At 60.1% G+C, this 25,145-nt stretch carries 22 protein-coding genes; 10 read left to right on the plus strand and 12 right to left on the minus strand.

The genetic code is table 11. The annotated features are described in order from the left end of the window. The first annotated feature begins 309 nt into the window (after positions 1-309). From KB890_RS02505 to KB890_RS02515, 3 genes are all read left to right on the plus strand, one after another. Positions 310-1,821: an anion permease gene (locus KB890_RS02505; RefSeq protein WP_004148278.1), complete on the plus strand. Its 1,512-nt coding sequence runs from the start codon at positions 310-312 to the stop codon at positions 1,819-1,821. Positions 1,822-1,875: 54 nt separating this feature from the next. Beyond that, positions 1,876-3,528 carry a class I fumarate hydratase FumA gene (gene fumA, locus KB890_RS02510; RefSeq protein WP_004152246.1) on the plus strand — a complete coding sequence of 551 codons (1,653 nt, stop codon included), beginning with the start codon at positions 1,876-1,878 and terminating at the stop codon, positions 3,526-3,528. A gap of 162 nt (positions 3,529-3,690) precedes the next feature. Beyond that, complete coding sequence (locus KB890_RS02515) at positions 3,691-5,307, plus strand: mechanosensitive ion channel family protein (RefSeq protein ID WP_004179708.1); 1,617 nt, start codon at positions 3,691-3,693, stop codon at positions 5,305-5,307. A 1,044-nt stretch (positions 5,308-6,351) separates the two neighbouring features. Here the strand turns inward: KB890_RS02515 and pcaC are convergent. From pcaC to KB890_RS02545, 6 genes are read right to left on the minus strand one after another with little or no spacing between them, the layout of a single operon-like run. Further along, entirely contained in the window at positions 6,352-6,741 is a 390-nt protein-coding gene (gene pcaC / locus KB890_RS02520) for a 4-carboxymuconolactone decarboxylase (RefSeq protein ID WP_004143067.1), read from the minus strand. After that, positions 6,734-7,498 (minus strand): 3-oxoadipate enol-lactonase, encoded by a 765-nt coding sequence (gene pcaD, locus KB890_RS02525; protein ID WP_004179700.1) that lies wholly within the window; start codon positions 7,496-7,498, stop codon positions 6,734-6,736. The genes pcaC and pcaD overlap by 8 nt, the downstream gene beginning before the upstream one ends. Further along, positions 7,488-8,840, minus strand: coding sequence for a 3-carboxy-cis,cis-muconate cycloisomerase (locus tag KB890_RS02530; protein ID WP_004179694.1), 1,353 nt, complete (start codon positions 8,838-8,840; stop codon positions 7,488-7,490). The genes pcaD and KB890_RS02530 overlap by 11 nt, the downstream gene beginning before the upstream one ends. Before the next feature lie 9 nt (positions 8,841-8,849). Next, a complete protein-coding gene (pcaF, locus tag KB890_RS02535) occupies positions 8,850-10,052 on the minus strand; it encodes a 3-oxoadipyl-CoA thiolase (RefSeq protein ID WP_004179693.1) in 1,203 nt (400 codons plus the stop codon). A 10-nt stretch (positions 10,053-10,062) separates the two neighbouring features. Further along, entirely contained in the window at positions 10,063-10,719 is a 657-nt protein-coding gene (locus KB890_RS02540) for a 3-oxoacid CoA-transferase subunit B (protein WP_004151559.1), read from the minus strand. 10 nt (positions 10,720-10,729) lie between these two features. Further along, positions 10,730-11,416 carry a 3-oxoacid CoA-transferase subunit A gene (locus KB890_RS02545; RefSeq protein WP_002903522.1) on the minus strand — a complete coding sequence of 229 codons (687 nt, stop codon included), beginning with the start codon at positions 11,414-11,416 and terminating at the stop codon, positions 10,730-10,732. Between the two features lie 169 nt (positions 11,417-11,585). Between KB890_RS02545 and KB890_RS02550 the strand changes: the two genes are divergently transcribed. After that, positions 11,586-12,392, plus strand: a complete 807-nt coding sequence (locus KB890_RS02550) for an IclR family transcriptional regulator domain-containing protein (RefSeq protein WP_004151560.1) — start codon at positions 11,586-11,588, stop codon at positions 12,390-12,392. Here KB890_RS02550 and smrA read toward each other — a convergent pair. Both smrA and KB890_RS02560 read right to left on the minus strand, forming a co-directional pair. After that, on the minus strand, positions 12,389-12,952 hold the full coding sequence (smrA, locus tag KB890_RS02555) for a DNA endonuclease SmrA (protein WP_004143055.1): 564 nt from the start codon (positions 12,950-12,952) through the stop codon (positions 12,389-12,391). The two genes, KB890_RS02550 and smrA, sit on opposite strands and share 4 nt — an antisense overlap. A 101-nt stretch (positions 12,953-13,053) precedes the next feature. Then, a complete protein-coding gene (locus tag KB890_RS02560; protein ID WP_002903460.1) occupies positions 13,054-13,962 on the minus strand; it encodes a LysR family transcriptional regulator in 909 nt (302 codons plus the stop codon). A 166-nt stretch (positions 13,963-14,128) separates the two neighbouring features. On the opposite strand from KB890_RS02560, the gene KB890_RS02565 reads away from it, so the two are divergent. The 3 genes from KB890_RS02565 to abgT all read left to right on the plus strand — a co-directional run bounded on the left by KB890_RS02565 (position 14,129) and on the right by abgT (position 18,530). Continuing rightward, positions 14,129-15,439: a M20 family metallo-hydrolase gene (locus KB890_RS02565; RefSeq protein WP_004179692.1), complete on the plus strand. Its 1,311-nt coding sequence runs from the start codon at positions 14,129-14,131 to the stop codon at positions 15,437-15,439. Continuing rightward, positions 15,439-16,884: a M20 family metallopeptidase gene (locus tag KB890_RS02570; RefSeq protein ID WP_004176321.1), complete on the plus strand. Its 1,446-nt coding sequence runs from the start codon at positions 15,439-15,441 to the stop codon at positions 16,882-16,884. The genes KB890_RS02565 and KB890_RS02570 overlap by 1 nt, the downstream gene beginning before the upstream one ends. A 119-nt stretch (positions 16,885-17,003) precedes the next feature. Beyond that, positions 17,004-18,530 carry a p-aminobenzoyl-glutamate transporter gene (gene abgT, locus KB890_RS02575; RefSeq protein ID WP_002903400.1) on the plus strand — a complete coding sequence of 509 codons (1,527 nt, stop codon included), beginning with the start codon at positions 17,004-17,006 and terminating at the stop codon, positions 18,528-18,530. Positions 18,531-18,562: 32 nt separating this feature from the next. Here abgT and KB890_RS02580 read toward each other — a convergent pair whose 3' ends face one another. Further along, positions 18,563-18,721, minus strand: coding sequence for a hypothetical protein (locus tag KB890_RS02580; RefSeq protein WP_002903398.1), 159 nt, complete (start codon positions 18,719-18,721; stop codon positions 18,563-18,565). Positions 18,722-19,013: 292 nt separating this feature from the next. On the opposite strand from KB890_RS02580, the gene ogt reads away from it, so the two are divergent. The 3 genes from ogt to uspE all read left to right on the plus strand — a co-directional run bounded on the left by ogt (position 19,014) and on the right by uspE (position 21,565). After that, positions 19,014-19,529, plus strand: coding sequence for a methylated-DNA--[protein]-cysteine S-methyltransferase (gene ogt / locus KB890_RS02585; RefSeq protein WP_004176326.1), 516 nt, complete (start codon positions 19,014-19,016; stop codon positions 19,527-19,529). A 194-nt stretch (positions 19,530-19,723) separates the two neighbouring features. Next, the gene (gene fnr, locus KB890_RS02590; protein ID WP_002903394.1) at positions 19,724-20,476 is read left to right on the plus strand and encodes a fumarate/nitrate reduction transcriptional regulator Fnr; all 753 of its coding nucleotides are present in this window, start codon (positions 19,724-19,726) and stop codon (positions 20,474-20,476) included. Between the two features lie 138 nt (positions 20,477-20,614). Beyond that, positions 20,615-21,565, plus strand: a complete 951-nt coding sequence (gene uspE, locus KB890_RS02595; protein ID WP_002903391.1) for a universal stress protein UspE — start codon at positions 20,615-20,617, stop codon at positions 21,563-21,565. Between the two features lie 109 nt (positions 21,566-21,674). On the opposite strand, the gene KB890_RS02600 is transcribed toward uspE, so the two are convergent. From KB890_RS02600 to pntA, 3 genes are all read right to left on the minus strand, one after another. Continuing rightward, positions 21,675-21,863 (minus strand): YdiH family protein, encoded by a 189-nt coding sequence (locus KB890_RS02600; protein ID WP_004887037.1) that lies wholly within the window; start codon positions 21,861-21,863, stop codon positions 21,675-21,677. A 148-nt stretch (positions 21,864-22,011) separates the two neighbouring features. Continuing rightward, on the minus strand, positions 22,012-23,400 hold the full coding sequence (gene pntB, locus KB890_RS02605) for a Re/Si-specific NAD(P)(+) transhydrogenase subunit beta (RefSeq protein ID WP_002903386.1): 1,389 nt from the start codon (positions 23,398-23,400) through the stop codon (positions 22,012-22,014). Between the two features lie 10 nt (positions 23,401-23,410). Next, positions 23,411-24,940 carry a Re/Si-specific NAD(P)(+) transhydrogenase subunit alpha gene (gene pntA, locus KB890_RS02610; protein ID WP_004148265.1) on the minus strand — a complete coding sequence of 510 codons (1,530 nt, stop codon included), beginning with the start codon at positions 24,938-24,940 and terminating at the stop codon, positions 23,411-23,413. Positions 24,941-25,145: the final 205 nt, after the last annotated feature.

The following is a 25,145-nucleotide window of genomic DNA, read 5'->3' on the forward strand; positions in this document are numbered from 1 at the left end:
CATTTTTCTTTTAACATCTATCGATATTTTCGCCAAAATAACACCTCATCATATAGGGTTATGCTGATAATAAAAAAAATAGTGAAATCACCGGCTTTTATTGATCTTGATCAATTGCAACGGCCATTGAAAGCGCAATATATAAATAGCCAACAAATTTAATTTAACGCCTCATAAAACGCGTTAAATAAGCGCCCTGTCGATACTCAAAAACGCAAAATAAAAACTAAAGTAACTTTTGTAATTAAAGAAATCACTGAGCAAGACGCTGGCGTAAACGTTATTTTCAACAACTTGCAGATACTCATTATGAAAGAGAAAAAGACAACCATACCGCCTGCCGGTGCAGTCAAGCCAACGACTGCGAATAAAAAACCTCTCCTGATGATGGCGCTGCCGATTATCGTTGCCGTGCTGTTATTGTTCGTCCCGGTCCCCGAAGGCCTGCCGCCGTACGCCTGGCACTACTTCGCTATCTTTGTCGGGGTGATCGTCGGGTTGATTTTTGAACCGCTGCCCGGCGCCGTTATCGGTATCACCGGCGTGGTAGTTATTGCCCTGTGCAGCCAGTGGCTGCTGTTCAGCCCGGATCAGATGGCCGCGCCAGGCTTCAAAATGGCTGGCGCCTCCTTTAAGTGGGCGGTGAGCGGCTTCGGCAACTCCACCGTGTGGCTTATCTTCGGCGCGTTCATGTTCGCCGCCGGCTACGATAAAACGCAGTTCGGCCGCCGCCTGGCGCTGATTCTGGTGAAATATCTTGGCCGTCGCAGCCTGACGCTCGGCTACGCCATCACCTTCGCGGATCTGCTGCTGGCGCCGTTTACGCCATCTAACACCGCACGCAGCGGGGGGACTATCTACCCGATTATCGCTAACCTGCCGCCGCTGTACGGTTCAAAGCCAAACGATCCGAGCGCACGTAAAATCGGTTCCTATCTGATGTGGGTAGCGATCACCGCCGCCTGTATTACCAGCTCGATGTTCCTGTCGGCTCTGGCCCCGAACCTGCTGGCCCTGGCGCTGGTCAAAAGCATTGTTGGCATCAATATCTCTTGGGGCACCTGGTTCATCGCCTTCCTGCCGCTGGGTATCCTGCTGATTCTGGCTATGCCGCTGCTGGCCTACTGGTTCTACCCGCCGGAAGTGAAAGTCAATAACGAAGTGCCACTGTGGGCCGCGCGTGAACTGGAAAAACTGGGCAAACTGTCGCGCAATGAAATTCTGCTGCTGGTATTCGTCTGCTTCGCGCTGATGATGTGGATCTTCGCCGCCGACTGGATCGAACCGGCGCTGGCTGCCCTGCTGGTTATCGTGCTGATGCTGTGGACTGGCGTGCTCTCCTGGAGCGATATCACCAACAACAAAGCGGCATGGAACACCTTTGTCTGGTTCGCCACCCTGGTGGCACTGGCCGACGGCCTCTCCTCCACCGGCTTTATCGCCTGGCTGGGTAAAGAGGGCGGCGCGCTGATGAGCGGCATCTCCCCGGGGATGGCGACCATCGTCCTGCTGCTGGCGTTCTACCTGCTGCACTATTTGTTTGCCAGCACCACCGCGCACACCACCGCGCTGCTGCCGGCCATGCTGACCATTGCCTCGACTATCCCGGGAATGAATATGGAAGTGTTTGTCCTGCTGATGGTCACCTCGCTGGGCGTGATGGGGATCATCACCCCGTACGGTACTGGCCCAAGCCCAATCTACTACGGCAGCGGCTACCTGCCGACCAAAGATTACTGGCGCCTCGGCACCATCTTTGGCGCCATCTTCCTGGCCGCCCTGCTGCTGATTGGCTATCCGTGGATGTCCATGATGTTCTGATTCATAACCGCCGGGACTACCCCGGCGGTTTTTATCTTTATGGAGTAAGTGACTATGTCGACTAAACCGTTTGTTTATCAGGATCCGTTTCCGCTGGCGCACGACGATACGGAATACTATCTGCTCAGCAAAGAGCACGTCTCCGTCGCCGAATTTGACGGCCAGCAGGTCCTGAAAGTAGAGCCGCAGGCGCTGACCCTGCTCGCTCAGCAGGCCTTCCACGACGCCGCCTTTATGCTGCGCGTCTCCCATCAGCAACAGGTCGCCTCGATTTTGCTCGACCCGGAAGCCAGCGATAACGATAAATATGTCGCCCTGCAGTTCCTGCGCAACTCGGAAATTGCCGCCAAGGGCGTGCTGCCGACCTGCCAGGATACCGGCACCGCGATCATTATGGGGAAAAAAGGCCAGCGCGTCTGGACCGGCGGCGGCGATGAAGCCGCCCTGGCGCAGGGGGTGTACAACACCTATACCGAAGATAACCTGCGCTACTCACAGAACGCGCCGCTGGATATGTATAAAGAGGTTAACACCGGCACCAACCTGCCGGCGCAGATCGATCTCTACAGCGTCGACGGTGAAGAATATAAGTTCCTGTGCATGGCGAAAGGCGGCGGTTCCGCCAACAAAACCTATCTGTACCAGGAAACCAAGGCCCTGATCACCCCGGCGAAGCTGAAAAACTACCTCGTTGAGAAGATGCGCACCCTCGGTACCGCCGCCTGCCCGCCGTACCACATCGCGTTTGTGATCGGCGGCACCTCGGCGGAAGCGACGCTGAAGACCGTCAAACTGGCCTCGACCCGCTATTACGACGGTCTGCCGACCGAAGGCAACGAACACGGTCAGGCGTTCCGCGACGTGCAGCTGGAGCAAGAGCTGCTGCAGGAAGCGCAGAACCTCGGCCTCGGCGCGCAGTTCGGCGGGAAATACTTCGCCCACGATATCCGGGTGATCCGTCTGCCGCGCCACGGCGCCTCCTGCCCGATCGGCATGGGTGTCTCCTGCTCCGCCGACCGCAATATCAAAGCCAAAATTAACCGCGACGGTATCTGGATCGAGAAGCTGGAGAGCAATCCGGGAAAATATATTCCTGAACATCTGCGTCAGGCCGGCGAAGGCGAAGTGGTAAGCATCAACCTGAATCAGCCGATGAGCGAGATCCTGGCGCAGCTGTCGGCACATCCGGTCTCCACCCGCCTGAGCCTTAACGGCACCATTATCGTGGCCCGCGACATCGCCCACGCCAAGCTGAAGGAGCTTATCGACAACGGCGAGGCGCTGCCGCAGTACGTCAAAGATCACCCGATCTACTACGCGGGCCCGGCAAAAACGCCAGCCGGTTACGCTTCCGGCTCCCTCGGCCCAACCACTGCCGGCCGCATGGACTCTTACGTTGATCTGCTGCAGTCCCACGGCGCGAGCATGGTGATGCTGGCGAAAGGCAACCGCAGCCAGCAGGTGACCGATGCCTGCCATAAACACGGCGGCTTCTACCTTGGAAGCATCGGCGGCCCGGCGGCAGTGCTCGCCCAGCAGAGTATCAAGAGCCTCGAGTGCGTGGCCTATCCGGAACTGGGGATGGAAGCTATCTGGAAAATCGAAGTGGAAGATTTTCCGGCGTTTATCCTCGTCGATGATAAAGGCAACGACTTCTTCCAGCAGATCCAGAATAAGCAGTGCGCGGGCTGTAAACAGCACGGCTAACGCTATCCTCTGACGCTGATATCAGGCCGTCGCCGTTTGGGCGACGGCTTTTTTATGTCCGCGTTTCCCCAGCTTGAATTCACTTCGCACCAGGCTATGCTCAACTACAAGCCCTCCGTTTTTTGCTGAAAAATAACAATAATTCTTATCTCAGGTGCCTCAATGAACAGGATGAGCATCGTTATCCTCTGGGCGCTGGCGCTGCTGGTGCTCCAGCCGGCGCTGGCCGCCGAACCGCGACAGCAGCCAACCGCGCGCGAGCAGGCACGCACGGTCACGATTTTCCACCAACCTGTCGTCATGTTGCAGGCCACCTTTGGCCAGACCACGCCCGAAGAGCGCGTTTTGCGCACCCGTAGCGCCCTGCGCGCCTTCACCGAAGATGATATTCGCCAGCCGCTGCGGGTCGTGCCGGTTATCCGCTATGGTCAGCCAGGCAGACTGTTTCTGATGAACGGCAAACCGGTGCTGCTGCTGAGCCAGGCGGATCTCGACGAGGGCGATGATTTAACCCTCGACCAGGCAGCCCAGCGGGTGCTGGCGCGTATGGAAGCCCAGCGCACCAGCCTCCAGGAGCAGTTCAACAACCGCTATCTGTTCATCTCCGCCGGTAAAGCCCTGGCCGGGGCGCTGCTGCTGGCGCTGTTTTACTACGGCGCCTTCCGCGCCTGGCGGCGGGTGCGACGTTTTTTCCTGCTGCGGATCCTCGAAAAACGTAGCGCCATACCGCAGCACTGGCGGCGCTATCTCGGCAATATTGAAGTTCGACTCTATGCTGTGCTGGTCATCCTTCTCGGCATGCTGGCCTGTTATCTCTGGCTGAGCTGGGCCTTCAGCCTGTTTCCCTGGACGCGGGTGTGGAGCGAATCGCTGGGCGACTGGTCGCTGGGGGTGATCCGCGACCTCTCTCTGTCGATTGTCGCCTCCCTGCCGGGGCTGATGATCGTGGTGCTTATTTTCCTTCTCACCTGGCTTATCATTCGCCTGGTGAAAGTGGTTCTCGACCAGGTCGCCGCCGGCCGCATTCAGGTTCCCGGCATTCATCCGGAGACCGTTAGCGCCACCCGTCGACTTATCTCGGTGGTCATCTGGTTGTTTGCCCTCTCCGCCGCCTACCCGTTCCTTCCCGGCGCCAACTCTCTCGCCTTCAAAGGCATTAGCGTGTTCTTCGGCCTGATGCTGACCCTCGGGTCAACCGGAGTGATGACCCATGCGATGAGCGGCCTGGTGCTGATCTACTCTCGGGCGCTGCGCAAAGGCGACTGGATCCGCCTCGCCGATAATGAGGGTCAGGTCAGCGAGATTGGCGTGCTGGCGACCAAAATTCTCACCCGCGAAAATTACATCGTTACCGTCCCGAACGCGGTGGTGGTGAGCGGGAAAATTATTAATCTCAGCGCCGAAAGCGCCGACGGTGGAGTCAACCTCACCACCAGCGTCACCATCGGCTACGATACGCCGTGGCGTCAGGTCCATGCGCTGCTGGAGCTGGCGGCGAGACGCACCCCGGGGATCGATCAGCAAATTGCGCCGGTGGTGCGTAAGCTGGGATTGCTTGACTGGTACACCTCGTATGAGCTGCAGGTGCGCTTACTCCCCACAACCAAGCTGCCGGATGGCCGCAACGCATTGCATAGCAGCATTATTGATGTGTTTAACGAATTCGGCGTGCAGATTATGTCGCCGAACTTCGTGATGCAGCCAAAGGCGGCGGTAGTGGTGCCGCAGGAAGCCTGGTACGCCGCCCCGGCCGTCGCGCCGCAGGAGCCTGAGAAATAAGGGTTAACGTAGCGGCATTTCCGCCGGGTGGCGGCTGCTCCTTACCCGGCCAGGGGTTCGTGAGGCCTGTCACTCATTTACCCACTTGCGCGACTGAAACTGCCGGTGCTGGCGGCCTCAAAATCGCTGAGACGTTCCCGGAAGGCCGGGGCAGCCCGCATGGATGCGGGCTGAGGGCCGTGTTTTGCAGGGACGCTGCCTCGGCCCGACCCGCAGCCTGCAGGGATAAGTCGAAGGTACCGCGCAGCGGCGATTTTGCTGGCCGGAGCCCGGGGGTACAGGGGGCGGCGGCGACTGGCCGCCCCCTGTGCGCTCCCTGCGCCATACGAGACATAACGCAGAAGATCAACCGGGAGCGCAATCTGCCCGGAATTAACATAGAAGTTGTAGCCCTGCCAAACGTTGCGGTCCTGCCAAACATAGTGCGAACAGGGACATTTCCGGTTGTGCCGCCATTTCGCCGGGTGGCGGCTGCGCCTTACCCGGCCAGGGGTTCGTACGGCCTGTCACTCATTTACCCACTTGCGCGACTGAAACTGCCGGTGCTGGCGGCCTCAAAATCGCTGAGACGTTCCCGGAAGGCCGGGGCAGCCCGCATGGATGCGGGCTGAGGGCCGTGTTTTGCAGGGACGCTGCCTCGGCCCGGCCCGCAGCCTGCAGGGATAAGTCGAAGGTACCACGCAGTGGCGATTTTGCTGGCCGGAGCCCGGGGGTACAGGGGGCGGCGGCGACTGGCCGCCCCCTGTGCGCTCCCTGCGCCATACGAGACATAACGCAGAAGATCAACCGGGAGCGCAATCTGCCCGGAATTAACATAGAAGTTGTAGCCCTGCCAAACGTTGTGGTCCTGCCAAACATAGTGCGAACAGGGACATTTCGGGTTGTGCCGCCATTTCGCCGGGTGGCGGCTGCGCCTTACCCGGCCTACGGGGTCTTCAGGCGATCTTCGCTTCCCAGGCCCGGCAAGCGCTGTGCCGGAGGGCAATCTATCGGCGCCTTACCCGGCCTACAACGACTGCCGGGCAATCCGACTCGGACGACGACTCAACCCTGCGCGGCGTCGATGTCGTCAAACACCTGCTGCGCCAGATGCATCGTGGCATTGGCCGCCGGCAGCCCGCAGTACAGCGCAGAGTGCATGATCAGCTCTTTCAGCTCATCGCGGGTCACCCCGTTGTTAAACGACGCGCGCAGATGCATCTTCAGCTCCGCCTCGCGATTGAGAGCGATCAGCATGGCAATAGTGATCATGCTGCGGGTATGGTGATCGAGCCCCGGACGCGTCCAGGTCTCGCCCCAGGCATAGCGGGTAATAAAGTCCTGAAACTCATCATTCAACGGCGTCAGATGCTGCAGCGTACGGTCGACGTGGGCGTCGCCCAATACTTTGCGCCGTACCGCCATCCCGTCCTGATAGCGCTGTTTATCATCCATGGCGTTCCCCCTGGAAAAAGCTCAGCAGCGCTGAAGTAAAGCTTTTCGGCGCCTCAATGTTAGACAGATGCGATGCCGCCAGAACCACCACCTCGGAGGCGGGGATCTGCTGCTGCAGGAAATGAGCGTCACCGACCGTGGTGACAGGGTCACTTTCCCCGGCGATGATTAGCGTCGGCAGCGGGATCTGCCCCACTTCGCCCCGCAGGTCGGCGGCGGCCAGCGCCTCACAGCAGGCGGCATAGCCTTCAGCATCGGTATGGGTCAGCTGGTGACAAAGCGCCTTGACCACCTCCGGCGCCTTCTGGCGAAACGCGTGGGTAAACCAGCGGTCTGCCGCTCCGGCGGCCACCACCGCCATCCCCTCCTGACGTACGGCCCGCGCCCGCGACAGCCAGCTGGCCTGATCGCCAATGCGCGCCGCGGTGTTGGCGACCGCCAGACCATGAAAACGCTCCGGCGCAAAGCGTCCCAGCCACAGGCCGGTCAAACCGCCCATCGAGATCCCGCAGAACCAGGCGCGGTCGATATTCAGGTGATCGAGCAGCGCAATCACATCCTCACCCAACTGGGCGAGGGTCACTTTGCCATTTTTCGTCGTTTTACCGTGGCCGTGCGTGTCGTAGCGCAGCACCCGGAAATGGGCGGTTAACGCCTCGATCTGCGGCTGCCACATCGCCCGGGTGGTGCCCAGCGAATTGGAGAGGACGATAACCGGCGCGCCATCCGGCCCGTCGAGTTGATAATCAAGATTCATCACGTTGCTCCTGATAACGCGCCAGCACCTGGCGCACAAAGCGTTCGGCGCTGCCGGTCGCCGTTGCCGGGTCCAGCAGCGTGGTTAAGCGTTCACGAGAGAGATACTGACTGACCTGTGGGTCAGCCGCGAGCAGATCGACCAGCGGGCAGTGACGGTCCAGCGCCTGGCGGCACAGCGCCTCGATATGATGATGCGCCTCGGCTTTGCCAATGAATTCCGCCAGCGCCAGAGTCACCGCCTCAGCCATAATCAGCCCATGGGTGATATCGAGATCGGCGCGCATTTTCTGCGGGAAAACCTGCATGTCGCGCACCAGCGCCTCGCTTTGCGCCAACGCCCCGCCCACCAGGGTAATTAGCTCCGGTAGGGTCTCCCACTCCGCCTGCCAGCCGCCCAGCGCCCGCTCATGCTGCTGGAGTTGGCTGGCGTAGAGCGTCGCCATCAGCCCCGGCGTACGCTGGGCGGCGGTCAGGATCGCCGCGCAGGCCACCGGATTGCGCTTATGCGGCATCGTCGACGAACCGCCGCGACCTTCCGCCACCGGCTCGCCCACCTCAGCCACTTCGGTCTGCATCAGCAGGGAAAAGTCGTTAGCGAATTTCCCCAGCGTGCCGCAGACACCGGCGAACCAGGCGCCCGCCTCCAGTAGCCGATCGCGCTGGCTGTGCCACGGAGTATCCGGCAGCGACAGACCGAGGATCTGCGCCAGCGCCAGGCCAACCGCCGGCCCTTTCTCTTTTAGCGCGTCCAGAGTGCCCGCGGCGCCGCCGAACTGCAGCGCCAGCAGCCGCGGACGCATCTCGCGCAGCCGCTGCTGCCAGCGCAGGAGCGCGTCGAGGGTGCCCGCCAGCTTCAGGCCAAAGGTCACCGGCAGCGCGTGCTGCATCCAGGTCCGGCCCGGCATCACGGTATCGCGATAACGATCCGCCTGGAGAGCCAGGGCCGCCAACAGCTGCTCAAGCAGGGTCTCAGCGGCATCCAGCGCCCCGCGCAGCTGGAGCACCAGTCCGGTGTCGATGGCGTCCTGGCTGGTAGCGCCCCAGTGAACGTAGCGCGCAGCCTCGGGATCTCGCGCTTTTACCTGGACCGTCAGCTGTTTCACCAGCGGGATGGCCAGATTACCGGCTCCCACTGCCGCCTCGCCCAGCGCGGCAAAATCGATGGCCTCGTGGCGGCAGGCCGCCACAATTGGCCCGACCGCTTCCGGCGGCACCATCCCGCAGGCGGCCTGCGCTTGCGCCAGCGCCGCTTCAAAATCCAGCATGCCCTGCACCCGCTGCGCGTCGCTGAACCAGTCGGTTAGCGGACTGCTGCGCAGCATCGGGGTCAACAAACTCATTCTGGCTCCTTAAACACGTTCAATAATCAGGGCGATCCCCTGTCCGACGCCGATGCACATGGTGCACAGGGCGTAGCGGCCGCCGGTCCGTTTCAGCTGATAAGCCGCGGTCATCGCCAGCCGGCCGCCGGAGGCGCCGAGCGGGTGGCCCAGCGCAATCGCCCCGCCGTTAGGGTTCACGTGGGCGGCATCGTCCGGTAAGCCCAAATCACGGGTCACCGCCAGCGCCTGCGCGGCGAAAGCTTCATTCAGCTCAATGACATCCATCTGGCCTAATGTCAGGCCGGTCTGCGCCAGCACCTTGCGCACCGCCGGCGCCGGGCCAAACCCCATGATCCGCGGCGCAACGCCCGCCGTCGCCACGCCGACCACCCGGGCCAGCGGCTGAAGATCGTTAGCCGACAGCGCCGTCTCGCTGGCCAGCAACAGCGCGCAGGCGCCGTCGTTAACCCCGGAGGCGTTACCGGCGGTAACGCTGCCGTCGGCGCGCACCACGCCGCGCAGTTTAGCCAGCGCCTCCAGCGAGGTGCTGCGCGGGTGCTCATCGCGGCTAAACAGCAGCGGCTCGCCTTTGCGCTGCGGCACCTGGACGGCGATCAGCTCATCGGCGAAACGCCCCGCCTCTTGCGCCGCGGCGGTACGCAACTGACTGCGTAAGGCGAACGCGTCCTGATCGGCACGGGAGATGGCAAACTCATCGGCGACGTTTTCCGCCGTCTCCGGCATGGAATGCACGCCGTACAGGGCTTTCATCTGCGGGTTAATAAAGCGCCAGCCGATGGTGGTATCCTCCATCTGCATGCTGCGGCTAAAGGCGCTCTCCGCTTTCCCCATCACAAACGGCGCGCGGGACATGCTCTCCACCCCACCGGCGATCATCAGCTGCGTCTCCCCGCTTTTAATCGCCCGCGCCGCAACGCCGATCGCGTCAAGGCTGGAACCGCACAGGCGGTTGATGGTGCTCCCGGGCACGCTCTCCGGCAGGCCGGCCAGCAGCAGCGCCATCCGCGCCACGTTGCGGTTATCTTCCCCGGCCTGGTTGGCGCAGCCAAAGATCACATCGTCAATGCGCGAGGGATCCAGTCCCGGGTTCCGCGCCAGCAGCGCTTTCAGCGGCAGCGCCGCCAGGTCGTCAGCGCGCATCGTCGCCAGGGCACCGCCGAAACGGCCAAAGGGTGTACGCACCGCATCACAGATAAATGCCTGATTCATCATAGGTTCCTTACGCGCTTTCCGCCAGTTGTTGAAAGGTCAGCGCCACCGGAGTGATGCGCTGCAGCTCTTCAAAAGAGAGGCCGTTAAAGATTTCCCGCACCACCGGGCCGCGGTCGGTGATGTCGATCACCGCCAGGTCGGTATAGATCCGGCTGACGCAGCCGACGCCGGTCAGCGGGTAGCTGCACTGCGCCACCAGCTTGCACTCGCCGTCACGGGTCAGGTGGTCCATCATCACAAACACCTGGCGGGCGCCGATGGCCAGATCCATCGCCCCGCCAACGGCCGGGATCGCATCCGGCGCACCGGTGCTCCAGTTGGCGAGGTCGCCGCTGGCGGAAACCTGATAGGCCCCCAGCACGCAGATATCGAGATGGCCGCCGCGCATCATGGCGAAGGAGTCGCCGTGGTGGAAATAGCAGCCCCCCTGCAGGAGGGTGACATACTCTTTACCGGCATTGATCAGCTCGGGATCTTCTTCCCCGGGCTGCGGTTTCGGCCCCATCCCCAGCAGGCCGTTTTCGCTGTGCAGGAACACCTCTTTGTCAGCGGGCAGGTAATTGGCGATGCGGGTCGGCAGGCCGATGCCGAGGTTGACGTAAGCGCCTTCGGGAATATCGCGGGCCACGCGCTGGGCCATTTCGTCACGGGTCAGTTTTTGCATGTCGGGCTCCTCAGGCGCGTTGTGCGGCAGTCAGGTTTTCCAGCGAGAAGACGCGCTGGACGAAAATGCCGGGGGTGATGATGTTTTCCGGATCGAGGTCGCCCAGCGCCACCAGCTGCGAGACCTCTACGATGGTGGTTTTCGCCGCTGTCGCCATGATCGGGCCAAAGTTGCGCGCCGCCTTGCGATAGACCAGGTTGCCCCAGCGGTCGCCCTGGTGGGCTTTAATCAGCGCGAAATCGGCTTTGATCGGGTACTCCAGCACGTAGTGGCGACCGTCGATTTCCCGTGTCTCCTTGCCTTCCGCCAGCGGCGTGCCGTAGCCGGTGGGGGTAAATACCGCCCCCAGCCCGGCGCCGGCCGCCTGGATCCGCGCCGCGAGGTTGCCCTGCGGCACCAGCTCCAGCTCCACTTTGCCGCGACGGTAGAGATCATCGAAAATCTGCGAATCCACCTGGCGCGGAAAGGAGCAGATCATTTTGCGCACCCGGCCCGCCTTGAGCAGCGCAGCGAGACCCACTTCCCCGTTGCCGGCGTTGTTATTTATGATGGTCAGGTCGCGAGCGCCCTGGTCAATCAGGGCGTCAATCAGAAAGGTCGGCTGGCCGGCGGGGCCAAAGCCGCCGATCATAATAGTCGCCCCATCGTGGATCCCGGCGATGGCCTCGCTCAGCGTCGATACGCTTTTATCAATCATCAGATCGCTCCAGTGATGTGCGGTAATCGCACTTTTATTCGTTGTTCGCACAAAATGTGACCCGCTTAACGATGTCGGTCAAGGGCGATAATCGAAATATGGTGCGATAATCGAACATCGGTTATCTTTAGCGAAAGAATGTGATCGATGGCAAATATGGGGAACAGAAATGGACAAGCATCCAGACGATTTACTGACCGGCGACGGCGATCCGTTTAAAGGCGATCCTAACTTTATGGCCTCCCTGGCGCGGGGTCTGGAGGTGATTCAGGCGTTCACGCCGCAGCGGCCCCTGCTGTCTATCTCACAGATCAGTCAGAAGACCGGCATCCCGCGCGCCGCGGTGCGCCGCTGCCTGTATACCCTGAGCAAGCTGGGGTTCGTGTATGCCGAAGACGGTAAGAATTTCCAGCTGCGGCCGCGGATCCTGGCGCTGGGCCACGCCTGGCTGGCCTCGACGCCGCTGGCGCGTTCGGCGCAGCCGGTACTGCGGCATCTGAGCGAAATGCTCAATGAGTCCTGCTCCATCGCCACCCTCGACGGCGACGATATCCTGTATATCGCCCGCGCCTCCAGCTCGCGGATTATGACCATCGACCTGGATATCGGCAGTCGCCTTCCGGCGTGGGCGACCTCGATGGGCCGGGTGCTGCTGAGCCATCAGCCGGAGGAGAAGCTCAACGATATGCTGGCCCGGGTGACCATGATCCGCTATACCCCACAGACGGTGGATTCGGTGGCGAAGCTGCGCGCCGAACTGAAACGGGTGCATCAGCAGGGGTATGCCCTCAACGATCAGGAGCTGGAGATGGGGCTGCGCTCCCTCGCGGTCCCGCTGTTTAACGCTCAGGGGCAGGTCCAGGCGGCGCTCAACGTCGGGGTGCATGCGGGCCAGATGACGGCCCGCGAGATGATCGAGCGCGTGCTGCCGGAGCTGCAAAAAGCCGCCCGCGAGCTGACGCTGCTTCTGCGCTAACGACTGCGCTTGGCGTGCTGCTCCCAGGTCTCCTGCTTCGCCTGCGCCGATTTACGCAGCGCGACATAGCAGGCGCCGCTGCCGCCATGATGCGGAAGCGCGGCGCAGAAGGCCTGCACCTCCGGCAGCTCTTCCAGCCAGCGCGCCAGATAGCTGCGGATAATATTGGCGTGGGACTGGTCGTCGCGGCCTTTGCCGTGAACGATCAGCACATTGCGTAACCCCTCTTTCTGCGCCTGCACCATAAAGGCGAAGAGCATCTGCCGGCACTGTTCCACCGGCTGGCGCAGCAGGGAGAGGCTCGCCTGCTGGCTGTATTTCCCCCGCCGCAGCTTATCCAGCACGCCGCTCTGCAGCCCTTCTCGCTTAAACTCCAGCGGCGTGGCGAGCGGCACGATATCGAGATAGCCGGTGGTGAGAAAATTATCCAGCTGCAGGGTATCGACGCGTTGCGGGGCCCGGCTGTTACGCCCGGGATGCCAGTGCACATCATTGTTACGTTTCAGAGGCTGGACATCTTCCATGGCGTCAAGAAACAGGGATTTGTCATCAAGGTTCATGGGCTCTCCTCCAGCGGCTGTCGCCAGCTACTATAGCCGCCTCGCGCTCCCCTCTCAACGCGTTTAGCCGCGTTCGCTGGCAAAGTGAGCGTGACGAACGATTAAGGAAACAATTGTCGGCTCTGGCGGCGGAACAGGGTGATTAACGACGCCGTGAGCGGCGTCTGTCGGGTATCGCGCCGCTGGATCAGATAATAGGTGGCGGTGGGTAACACTTCACGGATGGGGATCATCACCAGTTTGTCGGCCATCAGCGGGTCGTTGCCCAGCTCCACCGGCAGGATGCTGAGAAAATCACTTTTCACCACCAGGCTGATGCAGGATGAGAACGTTTCGCAGACGATCCCCACCTTTGGCTCCCGTCCCAGCTGTTCGAAGCATTCCTGCAGCTGCTTGAAGTAGCTGCCGCGCGGCGTCGGCATGGTCCAGTGGTGATCCATCAATTCCCCCAGCGAGGTGGCCTGCGCCGCCGGATGGCCCGCGCGGGCGAACACCGCGAACGGTTTCTCAAACAGTTTCTCAAAGCTGAACTCATGGTCGTACGGCCCGGGGTAATAGGTATTAATGGTGAAATCCAGCTCCCCCTGGCGCAGCTCATTAATCATCGCCAGCAGCTGACCCTCCATGATCCGCACCTTCACCTGCGGATGCTGCTGATGAAAGCGGCAGATCACCGACGGCATCAGCGACCGGGCGACGCTGGCGCCAAGGCCAATATTAATTTGCCCGGCCTGTTCCCCCTGGCGCTGCAGCAGTTCATCCTGCGCCGCCCGCAGCTCCTCAAGGATCAGGCTCGCATGTTGATAAAAACTTTCGCCATTGTCGGTTAACGCCACCCCCTGGCTGCGGCGGACGAACAGCTGGGCGGAAAGCCCCTCCTCCAGCTCTTTAATCGCTTTGGTCAGCGCCGGCTGCGAGACCGCCAGCGCCCGGCTGGCGCCACGGATACTGCCTTCCCGGGCTACTTCGACGAAGGCGCGAATTTGATGAAATTTAATCTGAAATGCCATGCTTTTAGTGATAACTGTTGCTTATCAGACAGAAGAAAATGACATCTACTGTAATCCATCAGGCTGTGGCAGGTTAAGGGTGTTAAGGCCTGTAGCGCGTCAGTGATAAACAAAAGCTATCACATCGTGAACGCCGTCACATTTTTTACTTATGACAGGATAAGCTATGCCGCAACTTGATGAATACCTCCGCCAGCTGGCGCCCTCCATGACCCAATGGCGCCGTGATTTTCACCTGCACGCTGAATCCGGCTGGCTGGAGTTTCGCACCGCCAGTAAGGTCGCGGATATTCTTGACGGGCTCGGCTATCAGCTGGCGCTAGGCCGCGATGTCATCGATGCCGACAGCCGGATGGGGCTGCCGGACGAGGAGACGCTGGCCCGGGCTTTCGAACGCGCCCGCGAACAGGGCGCGCCGGAGCGCTGGCTGCCGGCGTTTGAAGGCGGTTTCGCCGGCGTGGTGGCCACGCTCGACACCGGGCGGCCCGGACCAACCCTGGCCTTTCGCGTCGATATGGATGCCCTCGATCTCAACGAACAGCATGACGATAGCCACCGCCCCCATCGCGATCATTTCGCCTCCTGCAACGCCGGCATGATGCACGCCTGCGGCCATGACGGCCATACCGCCATCGGGCTGGGGCTGGCGCATGTGCTCAAGCAGTATGCCGCCCAGCTCAATGGCGTCATTAAACTGATTTTCCAGCCTGCTGAAGAGGGTACCCGCGGCGCCCGCGCGATGGTGGCCGCCGGCGTGGTTGATGACGTGGATTATTTCACGGCGATCCATATCGGGACCGGTGTGCCGGCAGGTACCGTCGTCTGCGGTGGAGACAACTTTATGGCCACCACCAAATTCGACGTGCAGTTCAGCGGCGTGGCCGCCCACGCCGGCGGCAAGCCCGAGGACGGGCGCAACGCGCTGCTGGCCGCCGCCCAGGCCGCCCTTGGCCTGCACGCCATCCCGCCGCACAGCGCCGGCGCCTCGCGGGTCAACGTCGGGGTGATGCAGGCCGGTACCGGGCGCAACGTGGTGCCCTCTTCCGCGCTGTTAAAAGTGGAAACCCGCGGCGAAAGCGAAGCCATTAATCAGTACGTGTTCGAGCGGGCGCAGCACGTCGTCGCCGGGGCTGCGGCGATGTACGAAGCCCGCTACGAACTGCGCATGATGGGCGCGGCGACCGCCAGCGCACCGTCGCCGGCGTGGGTGGACTATCTGCGCGAACAGGCCGCCCGGGTGCCCGGCGTGCAACAGGCGGTGGATCGCATCGCTGCCCCGGCGGGCTCGGAAGACGCCACCCTGATGATGGCCCGGGTCCAGGCGCGCGGCGGCCTCGCCTCGTACATGATTTTCGGCACTGAACTCAGCGCCGGTCACCACAACGAAAAGTTTGACTTCGACGAGAGCGTGATGGCGGTAGCGGTCGAAACCCTGGCGCGCGTCGCGCTTAACTTTCCCTGGCAGCGGGGGGGGTAATGGAAGCCATTTTTCAGTTTGTGGACGAGGTGGTTGAGGCACAACGCGACACTTACTGCGCCATCGCCGACGACATCTGGGACCACCCGGAGACCCGCTTTGAGGAGTTCTGGTCAGCCCAACGGCTGGCCGACGCCCTGGAGGCGGAAGGTTTTCAGCTCACCCGCGATGCTGGCGGGATCCCGAATGCCTTTATCGCCAGCGTCGGTGAGGGCCAACCGGTCATTGCCCTGCTCGGCGAATTTGACGCCCTGGCGGGACTCAGCCAGCAGGCCCACAGCGCGGAACCGACGCCCTTGACACCGGGAGCCAACGGCCACGGCTGTGGGCACAATCTGCTCGGCACCGCGGCATTCGCCGCGGCGGTCGCCGCCAAAGGCTGGCTGCAGCAGCACGGCGACAGCGGCACTCTGCGCTTCTACGGTTGTCCCGGCGAGGAAGGCGGTTCGGGAAAAACCTTTATGGTGCGCGAAGGGTTGTTTGATGATGTCGATGCGGCGCTGACCTGGCATCCGGAAGCCTGGGCCGGGATGTTCAGCACCCGCACCCTCGCCAACATTCAGGCGGCATGGCGATTTACCGGCACCGCGGCCCACGCCGCTAATTCGCCGCACCTGGGCCGGAGCGCGCTGGATGCCGTCACCCTGATGACCACCGGCAGCAATTTCCTCAATGAACATATCATCGAGAAGGCGCGGGTCCATTACGCCATTACCGATACCGGCGGCGTCTCGCCCAACGTGGTGCAGGCGCAGGCGGAAGTGCTGTATTTGATCCGCGCGCCGGAGATGGCCGACGCTGAGCAAATCTTCGCCCGCATAGAGAAGATTGCCCAGGGGGCCGCGCTGATGACCGAGACCCAGGTCAGCTGCCGCTTTGAAAAAGCCTGCTCCAGCTATCTGCCCAACCGCACGCTTGAGGCGGCGATGTATCAGGCGGTCTGTCATTACGGTACCCCCGCCTGGAGCGACGAGGAACGCGCTTTTGCCGCGGCGATCCGCGCCACTCTCAGCGCCAACGATATTAACAACAGCCTGAACAATATTGCCGGCACCAGTGGCGAGGAAGGCAAAACGTTCGCTCGTCGTCACCGCGACACCTTGCTGATTGATGAGGTGGCGCCCTGGGCGGCCACGGATAACGTCCTCGCCGGATCCACCGACGTCGGCGATGTTAGCTGGAAAGCGCCGGTGGCCCAGTGCTTCAGCCCGTGCTTCGCGGTGGGTACCCCGCTGCACAGCTGGCAGCTGGTGAGCCAGGGCAGAACCTCCATTGCCCATAAAGGGATGTTGCTGGCGGGGAAAGTCCTCGCGGCGACCGCCATCCGTTTATTCAGCGACAGCGCCCTGCTGGAGGCCAGCCAGCAAGAGCTCAGGCAGGTACTGGCCGAACGCCCCTATCGTTGCCCGATCCCGGCGGAGGTGAGTCCGTCCGTTTTACGATAACCACTTAGAGGCTACTCCTGCCCAACGCTGACCGGATCGCGGCACGCACCGCCCATAATAACCGCCGGCAGTACGGGAGCAGGCCTGCCCAACACAACAACGACAACAGAGGAATGCCCATGAGTATGTCATCCATACCGTCATCTTCCCCCGGCGGAAAGCGCTATGGCTGGGTAGAGAAGATCGGTAACAAGGTCCCGCACCCGTTTTTGCTGTTTATCTATCTCATCGCCGTGCTGATCGCTGCCACGGCAATCCTCTCCGCCCTCAACGTTGGGGTACAAAACCCAACTGACGGTTCGCGGGTGGTGGTCAAAAACCTGCTCAGCGTGGAAGGATTGCACTGGTTTTTGCCGAACGTGATTAAAAACTTCAGCGGTTTCGCGCCGCTGGGGGCGATCCTCGCCCTGGTGCTGGGCGCCGGCTTTGCCGAGCGGGTGGGCCTGTTACCGGCGTTGATGGTCAAGATGGCCTCGCACGTCAGCGCCCGCTATGCCAGCTATATGGTGCTGTTTATCGCCTTTTTCAGCCATATCTCTTCCGATGCGGCGCTGGTGATTATGCCGCCGCTGGGAGCGCTGATGTTTCTTGCCGTCGGTCGGCATCCTGTCGCTGGTCTGCTGGCGGCGATAGCCGGCGTGGGCTGCGGCTTTACCGCCAATCTACTGATTGTCACCACCGACGTGCTGCTCTCCGGGATCAGCACCGAGGCGGCAAAGTCCATCGATGCCTCTTTGCACGTCAGCGTGATCGACAACTGGTACTTTATGGCGACCTCGGTGATCGTTCTGACGCTCGTCGGCGGACTGATCACCGATAAGCTGGTCGAGCCGCGGCTGGGCCAGTGGCAAGGCAGTCGTGATGAAAAGCTGCAGACGCTGACGCCCGGGGAGCGGTTCGGCCTGCGCATCGCCGGCGTGGCGACGCTGGTATTCGTGGCGGTCATCGCCCTGATGGTGGTCCCCGAAAACGGTATTCTTCGCGATCCGGTTCAGCATACGGTCATGCCCTCGCCGTTTATCAAAGGCATCGTGCCGCTAATTATCTTTTTCTTCTTTGTCGTGTCGCTGGCATACGGCATCGCCACCGGCAAAATTCGCCGCCAGGCCGACCTGCCGCAGTTGATGATTGAGCCGATGAAAGAGATGGCCGGGTTTATCGTGATGGTCTTCCCGCTGGCGCAGTTCGTGGCGATGTTCAACTGGAGCAACATGGGCAAGTTTATGGCCGTCGGTCTGACGGACCTGCTGGAGAGTTCAGGCATGAACGGTGTTCCGGCGTTTGTCGGCCTTGCGCTGCTGTCGGCTTTTCTGTGTATGTTTATCGCCAGCGGCTCGGCCATCTGGTCGATTCTGGCGCCGATCTTCGTGCCAATGTTTATGCTGTTGGGCTTTCACCCGGCGTTTGCGCAGATCCTGTTTCGTATCGCTGATTCATCGGTGCTGCCGCTGGCGCCGGTGTCACCGTTTGTGCCGTTGTTTCTCGGTTTTCTACAGCGCTACCGGCCGGATGCCCGCCTCGGCACCTACTACTCGCTGGTGCTCCCTTACCCGCTGATTTTTCTCGCCGTCTGGCTGCTGTTGCTGGTGGGCTGGTATCTGGTGGGACTGCCGATCGGCCCTGGCATCTATCCGCGGCTGTCTTAACCCACCGATGCGCCAGGGACGGCCGCCTTAGCTTAACGCGATATCTTCACTTTGAACTTACGGGTCGCTTCCCCGGCTCCGGCGAATATGCCGAAAAGCGCGCGATACCCTCGCTCAAGCAACAGCGACATACCATGAATAACCAGACCGCTGAAGATCAGTACGATTACGCCAGTCAGTATATATTGCATAGCTCCACCTCTGAGTTATTAACCGCGCCGCGCCGACGCGGTAGCACTTTCCCGAGCGCGCACAGCGGCGCGGAGGACCGACGTCGTCAGCTTAAAAGTAGCAAAAACCCTGTCCGGTAACCCGCCAGGATCGATCCAAAAATAAATCATCGTGGCGATCGCAGAATACCTCCACGGCGGATAGCCCGCCGTGCTATCTGGCGATGCGGTTTTACCTTTTGGGAGTATAGTTGACTGCCGTCAGCGCGTGGTATCGTGTGCCTCTCATGTACGATGGTGGATGACAGAAACGATGTTGACCTTGCTGCAGGATAAAATGGATACCCCGCTGGGGCCGTTGTGGGTGCTTTGCGACGAACAGTTTAATTTGCGCGCCGTCGAGTGGGACGAGCACCGCGATCGGATGGAAACGCTGCTCGACGTACACTATCGCCGGGAAGGCTATCAGCGCGTCGACTGCCGCAATCCCGGCGGTCTCAGCAGTAAGCTGAGCGACTATTTTGCCGGCGATTTAGCCATTATCGAGACTCTGCCTACCGCCACCGCCGGCACCCCTTTTCAGCGCCAGGTCTGGCAGGCGTTACGCGAAATCCCCTGTGGCCAGGTGATGCACTACGGCCAACTGGCCGAGGCGCTCGGTCGTCCCGGCGCCGCGCGCGCGGTGGGCGCCGCCAATGGCGCCAATCCGGTGAGTATCGTGGTGCCCTGCCATCGGGTCATCGGGCGCAACGGCACCATGACCGGCTATGCCGGCGGCGTACAGCGTAAAGAGTGGCTTTTGCGTCATGAGGGCTATCTGTTGCTTTGACTGAAAATGCCTTTTCTGGAATTTTCAGGTAATTTTACAATCAAAAGTGGCGTAATAATCTGTTTTTAATCAAATAGATACACAAGCGATTTGATTTACCCTGCTGATATTACGTGTTTCCGGGCCTGAAGACTTACCTGCTGATCAAAAAGATGTTAAAATTGACCAATATCAATTAAGGCCTGAGCAGACATATGATCCCTGAGAAGCGAATTATTCGACGCATTCAGTCTGGCGGTTGTGCAATCCATTGTCAGGATTGCAGCATTAGCCAGCTCTGCATCCCCTTTACTCTGAACGAGCATGAGCTTGATCAGCTGGATAATATTATCGAGCGGAAAAAGCCTATCCAGAAAGGTCAAACCTTGTTCAAAGCCGGTGATGAGCTGAAGTCGTTGTACGCTATTCGCTCCGGGACCATCAAAAGCTATACCATCACCGAGCAAGGTGATGAGCAGATCACTGGCTTCCATCTGGCGGGCGACCTGGTGGGCTTTGACGCCATCGGCACCGGTCTGCACCCGAGCTTTGCGCAGGCGCTGGAAACCTCAATGGTCTGCGAGATCCCCTTCGAAACTCTTGACGATCTTTCCGGAAAAATGCCCAATCTGCGTCAGCAGATGATGCGCCTGATGAGCGGTGAGATTAAAGGCGACCAGGATATGATCCTGTTGCTTTCCAAAAAGAATGCCGAAGAGCGCCTGGCCGCGTTTATCTATAACCTTTCTCGTCGTTTCGCCCAGCGCGGCTTCTCACCACGTGAGTTCCGGCTGACCATGACCCGCGGCGATATTGGCAACTATCTCGGCCTCACCGTCGAAACCATCAGCCGTCTGCTGGGCCGTTTTCAGAAAAGCGGCATGCTGGCGGTGAAAGGCAAATATATCACTATTGAAAACAGCGATCTGCTGGCCCAGCTGGCCGGACAGGCGCGCAACGTCGCTTAATCTCTGCGCAATACCTGGTCACGATCGGCAATTTTTTCAGATTTGTTGATCTGACCAGGCTCCTCCCCTGTTTCAATTCATCCATATAGGTTATCTTTTTAATAACTGACGGTAGCTGCAGTTGTAAGGAGACCCTGTATGGCGAAGTATCAGAGCATGCTGGTAGTAATCGATCCTAACCAGGACGACCAGCCGGCGCTAAGGCGAGCGGTGTACCTGCACCAACGGATTGGTGGACGCATCAAAGCCTTTTTGCCGATCTATGATTTTTCCTATGAAATGACCACCCTGCTGTCGCCGGACGAGCGGACGGCAATGCGCCAGGGCGTCATTGCCCAACGAACGGCCTGGATCCGCGAGCAGGCGAAATTCTACCTGGAATCGGGCGTGCCGATTGACGTGAAAGTGGTGTGGCACAACCGCCCCTTCGAAGCGATTATTCAGGAGGTGGTCAGTGAGAAACACGATCTGCTGCTGAAGATGGCCCACCAGCACGACAAACTGGAGGCGGTGATCTTTACCCCGACGGACTGGCATCTGCTGCGTAAATGCCCTTGCCCGGTGTGGATGGTCAAAGACCAGCCGTGGCCGGAAGGCGGCAAAGCGCTGGTCGCCGTCAATCTCGCCAGCGAAGAGAATTATCACAACACCCTTAACGAGAAGCTGGTTCGCGAGACGCTGTCGCTGGCGGAAGAAGTCAACCACACTGAAGTGCACCTGATCGGTGCCTACCCGGTGACGCCGATCAATATCGCGATAGAACTGCCGGATTTTGATCCCAGCGTCTACAACGACGCGATCCGCGGCCAGCATCTGCTGGCGATGAAAGCGCTGCGGCAGAAGTTTGGCATCGATGAAAAATTCACCCACGTCGAAAAAGGACTGCCTGAAGAGGTGATCCCGGACCTCGCCGAGCATCTGCAGGCGGGGATCGTGGTGCTGGGAACGGTCGGACGTACCGGCCTGTCGGCGGCGTTCCTCGGCAATACCGCGGAACAGGTTGTCGACCACCTGCGCTGTGACCTGCTGGTGCTGAAACCGGAGGCCTACCAGACGCCGGTGGAACTGGACGACGACGACGACGATTAACCGCTACCACTCATCTTCCCCCGCCTCGCGGGGGATTTTTTTGCTTGCTGCCAGCCAGGCACAAAAAAAGGGCCGTTGGCGGCCCCTGTCACTGTCCAGCGAGAATGGCTTAGTGGATACCCAGACGCCAGGCCAGATCGATCTCTTCTTTCAGCTCCAGCGAGGAGAGCGCCATCAGGTCAGCAAACTCCAGCTCCAGCAGTTTAAGTTTTTTCAGATACTGCGCTGGGGTCATGACGGTAGTGTCGCGGCGTAAGAATTCGATGGCCATCTGCGTTGGGGTTAACTCGGTATCCATAATATCCTCTGTCTGATGTAAGAACCGGAACATTATATCACCTCTTGCCGCTTATTTTGTGAACAATTCCAGGCATCCCCCTGCATATAAAAAAGCCGTCTCACAGGAGACGGCTTATAAACAAACGTTGTAAAACAATTATGTTACATTACAGCGCTTTCAGGATCGCATCGACGCTGGCTTTAGCATCGCCAAACAGCATATGAGTGTTCTCTTTAAAGAACAGCGGGTTCTGTACGCCGGCGTAACCGGTGTTCATTGAACGCTTAAAGACCACCACATTCTGCGCTTTCCACACCTCGAGCACCGGCATGCCGGCGATCGGGCTCTTCGGATCGTCCTGCGCCGCCGGGTTGACGGTATCGTTGGCGCCGATCACCAGCACGGTGTCGGTGTCGCTGAAATCGTCGTTGATCTCATCCATCTCCAGCACGATGTCGTAAGGCACTTTGGCTTCCGCCAGCAGGACGTTCATATGCCCCGGGAGGCGCCCGGCCACCGGATGAATACCAAAGCGTACTTTGATACCCCGCGCCCGCAGCTTCTCGGTAATTTCTGCTACCGGATACTGCGCCTGAGCCACCGCCATACCGTAGCCCGGGGTGATGATCACCGAGTGCGAGTTTTTCAGCATCTCCGCCGTCTCTTCGGCACTAATCTCGCGATGCTCGCCCACTTCTTCATCGCCGCCGCTTGAGGAACCATCGGTGCCGAAGCCCCCGGCGATCACGCTGATAAAGGAGCGGTTCATCGCCTTACACATAATGTAAGAGAGGATGGCGCCGGAAGAGCCCACCAGCGCGCCGGTGACGATCAGCAGGTCATTACTCAGCATAAAGCCCGCCGCCGCTGCCGCCCAGCCCGAGTAGGAGTTGAGCATCGAGACCACCACCGGCATGTCCGCACCGCCGATAGAGGCCACCAGGTGCCAGCCAAAGGCCAGCGCGATCGCGGTCATCACCAGCAGGCACAGGACCTGGGTGCCGGTGCTGTCAGAGCGAACAAAAATCACCATCAGGATGAAGGAAACCACCAGCGCCGCCAGGTTCAGCTTATGGCGATTGGGCAGCATCAGCGGCCTGGAGGAAATTTTGCCGCGCAGTTTACCAAACGCCACCACCGAACCGGTGAAGGTCACCGCGCCGATGAAGATCCCGAGGAACACTTCGGTCAAATGAATATTGACCAGAATTTGCTCCATACCGGTTTCATGCTGCAGGTAGCTGTTGAAACCCACCAGCACCGCTGCCAGACCCACGAAGCTGTGCAGGATAGCCACCAGCTCCGGCATTTCGGTCATCTCGACCTTCTTCGCCAGACGAATACCGATCGCCCCGCCGATCACCATCGCAAGAATAATCCAGCCGACGTTGCCGGCGTCCGGCCCCAGGATGGTAGCGATCAGGGCAATGGCCATCCCGGCGATGCCGAAATAGTTGCCCTGCTGCGACGTTTCGTGTTTCGACAGGCCCGCCAGGCTGAAAATAAACAGGATTGCAGCAACAATGTATGCAGCCGTTACTAATCCACCAGACATGTGCTACCCCTTATCCTTTGCGAAACATTTTCAGCATGCGCTGAGTCACGGTAAAACCACCGAAAATATTAATGCTGGCGATCAGCACCGCGATAAAGCTCAGGAAGCTGACCCAGCCGCCGTGGCCTATCTGCAACAACGCGCCAACCACGATAATGCCAGAAATGGCATTGGTCACCGACATCAGCGGCGTATGCAGCGCATGGGAGACGTTCCACACCACGTAGTAACCCACCACGCAGGCCAGCGCGAAGACGGTGAAATGGCCGAGGAACTCTTTTGGCGCCACGTTGGCCAGCCAGCCGAAGAGAATAATCGCCAGCGCCATCAGCGCATATTTGCGCCACGGCGACGCCGGTTTCACCGCTTCTTTCGGCGCTTCCACTTTTTTCGCCGCTGCCTGCGGCTGAGCGGAGACCTGAATCGGCGGCGCCGGCCAGGTGATTTCACCTTCGCGAACAACGGTCACACCGCGCACTACCACGTCATCGAAATCGATAACGATATTGCCGTCTTTCTCTTTGCACAGCAGCTTCAGCAGGTTCACCAGGTTGGTGCCGTAGAGCTGGGAGGACTGGGTCGGCAGACGGCCAGGAAGATCGGTGTAACCGATGATTTTCACGCCGTTGGCGGTGGTCACCACTTCGCCCGGTACGGTGTACTCACAGTTGCCGCCGTTTTGCGAGGCCAGATCGACCACCACGCTGCCCGATTTCATGGAGTCGACCATTTCGCGGGTGATCAGCTTCGGCGCCGGTTTGCCCGGGATTAACGCCGTGGTGACAATGATATCGACCTCTTTCGCCTGCGCGGCGAACAGCGCCATTTCAGCCTTAATAAAGGCCTCAGACATCACCTTGGCGTAGCCATCGCCGCTGCCCGCTTCCTCTTTAAAGTCCAGCTCGAGGAACTCGGCGCCCATACTCTGCACCTGCTCCTTCACTTCCGGACGGGTATCGAAGGCGCGAACAATAGCGCCCAGGCTGTTGGCGGCGCCAATCGCCGCCAGACCGGCTACCCCGGCGCCAATGACCATCACCTTGGCGGGCGGAACCTTGCCTGCCGCCGTAATCTGCCCGGTAAAGAATCGACCAAATTCATGCGCCGCTTCAACGATAGCGCGGTACCCGGCGATGTTGGCCATTGAGCTGAGCGCATCCAGCGACTGGGCGCGGGAAATACGCGGCACGGAATCCATCGCCATTACGTTGATATTACGGGCCGCCAGTTTTTCCATCAGCTGCGGGTTTTGCGCCGGCCAGATAAAACTAATCAGCGTGGTCCCCGGATTCAGCAGGGCAATTTCATCGTCATTCGGAGCATTGACCTTAAGGATGACATCAGACTGCCATACCTCGTCGCCGGTCACGATTTCAGCTCCTGCCTCGGCAAAGGCCTCATCGTCAAAGCTGGCCAGCTTCCCGGCGCCGCTTTCTACCGCGACGCTAAAGCCGAGTTTGAGCAATTGCTCAACGGTCTTCGGCGTGGCGGCGGCCCGGGTCTCCTGGGCTAGCCTTTCTTGTGGTACACCAATACGCATAGTTTTCCCTTCCATCGGTTTTTGATGATGGTTTACTTTTCTGCCCAACAACGCCAGGACGGCAAAATCTTCCTCGCCATCTTTCGCTGTCTACAAAATGAAACAGTAACAAACTTTTTATAACCTACTGAAAATACCGATTGTGATCTACTACGATAAAACACAAATTTTGATTTTATTGCTTATTGTCAGCTCAGATGGGTCC

It is taken from the genome of Klebsiella sp. P1954 (assembly GCF_018199955.1).
Classification (GTDB): Bacteria; Pseudomonadota; Gammaproteobacteria; order Enterobacterales; family Enterobacteriaceae; genus Klebsiella; species Klebsiella pneumoniae.

Bases quoted from the DNA above. Each gene is read 5' to 3' on its own strand.
- KB890_RS02505 (WP_004148278.1), top strand. From the start codon at position 310: ATGAAAGAGAAAAAGACAACCATACCGCCTGCCGGTGCAGTCAAGCCA.
- fumA (WP_004152246.1), top strand. From the start codon at position 1,876: ATGTCGACTAAACCGTTTGTTTATCAGGATCCGTTTCCGCTGGCGCAC.
- KB890_RS02515 (WP_004179708.1), top strand. From the start codon at position 3,691: ATGAACAGGATGAGCATCGTTATCCTCTGGGCGCTGGCGCTGCTGGTG.
- pcaC (WP_004143067.1), bottom strand. From the start codon at position 6,741: ATGGATGATAAACAGCGCTATCAGGACGGGATGGCGGTACGGCGCAAA.
- pcaD (WP_004179700.1), bottom strand. From the start codon at position 7,498: ATGAATCTTGATTATCAACTCGACGGGCCGGATGGCGCGCCGGTTATC.
- KB890_RS02530 (WP_004179694.1), bottom strand. From the start codon at position 8,840: ATGAGTTTGTTGACCCCGATGCTGCGCAGCAGTCCGCTAACCGACTGG.
- pcaF (WP_004179693.1), bottom strand. From the start codon at position 10,052: ATGAATCAGGCATTTATCTGTGATGCGGTGCGTACACCCTTTGGCCGT.
- KB890_RS02540 (WP_004151559.1), bottom strand. From the start codon at position 10,719: ATGCAAAAACTGACCCGTGACGAAATGGCCCAGCGCGTGGCCCGCGAT.
- KB890_RS02545 (WP_002903522.1), bottom strand. From the start codon at position 11,416: ATGATTGATAAAAGCGTATCGACGCTGAGCGAGGCCATCGCCGGGATC.
- KB890_RS02550 (WP_004151560.1), top strand. From the start codon at position 11,586: ATGGACAAGCATCCAGACGATTTACTGACCGGCGACGGCGATCCGTTT.
- smrA (WP_004143055.1), bottom strand. From the start codon at position 12,952: ATGAACCTTGATGACAAATCCCTGTTTCTTGACGCCATGGAAGATGTC.
- KB890_RS02560 (WP_002903460.1), bottom strand. From the start codon at position 13,962: ATGGCATTTCAGATTAAATTTCATCAAATTCGCGCCTTCGTCGAAGTA.
- KB890_RS02565 (WP_004179692.1), top strand. From the start codon at position 14,129: ATGCCGCAACTTGATGAATACCTCCGCCAGCTGGCGCCCTCCATGACC.
- KB890_RS02570 (WP_004176321.1), top strand. From the start codon at position 15,439: ATGGAAGCCATTTTTCAGTTTGTGGACGAGGTGGTTGAGGCACAACGC.
- abgT (WP_002903400.1), top strand. From the start codon at position 17,004: ATGAGTATGTCATCCATACCGTCATCTTCCCCCGGCGGAAAGCGCTAT.
- KB890_RS02580 (WP_002903398.1), bottom strand. From the start codon at position 18,721: ATGCAATATATACTGACTGGCGTAATCGTACTGATCTTCAGCGGTCTG.
- ogt (WP_004176326.1), top strand. From the start codon at position 19,014: ATGTTGACCTTGCTGCAGGATAAAATGGATACCCCGCTGGGGCCGTTG.
- fnr (WP_002903394.1), top strand. From the start codon at position 19,724: ATGATCCCTGAGAAGCGAATTATTCGACGCATTCAGTCTGGCGGTTGT.
- uspE (WP_002903391.1), top strand. From the start codon at position 20,615: ATGGCGAAGTATCAGAGCATGCTGGTAGTAATCGATCCTAACCAGGAC.
- KB890_RS02600 (WP_004887037.1), bottom strand. From the start codon at position 21,863: ATGGATACCGAGTTAACCCCAACGCAGATGGCCATCGAATTCTTACGC.
- pntB (WP_002903386.1), bottom strand. From the start codon at position 23,400: ATGTCTGGTGGATTAGTAACGGCTGCATACATTGTTGCTGCAATCCTG.
- pntA (WP_004148265.1), bottom strand. From the start codon at position 24,940: ATGCGTATTGGTGTACCACAAGAAAGGCTAGCCCAGGAGACCCGGGCC.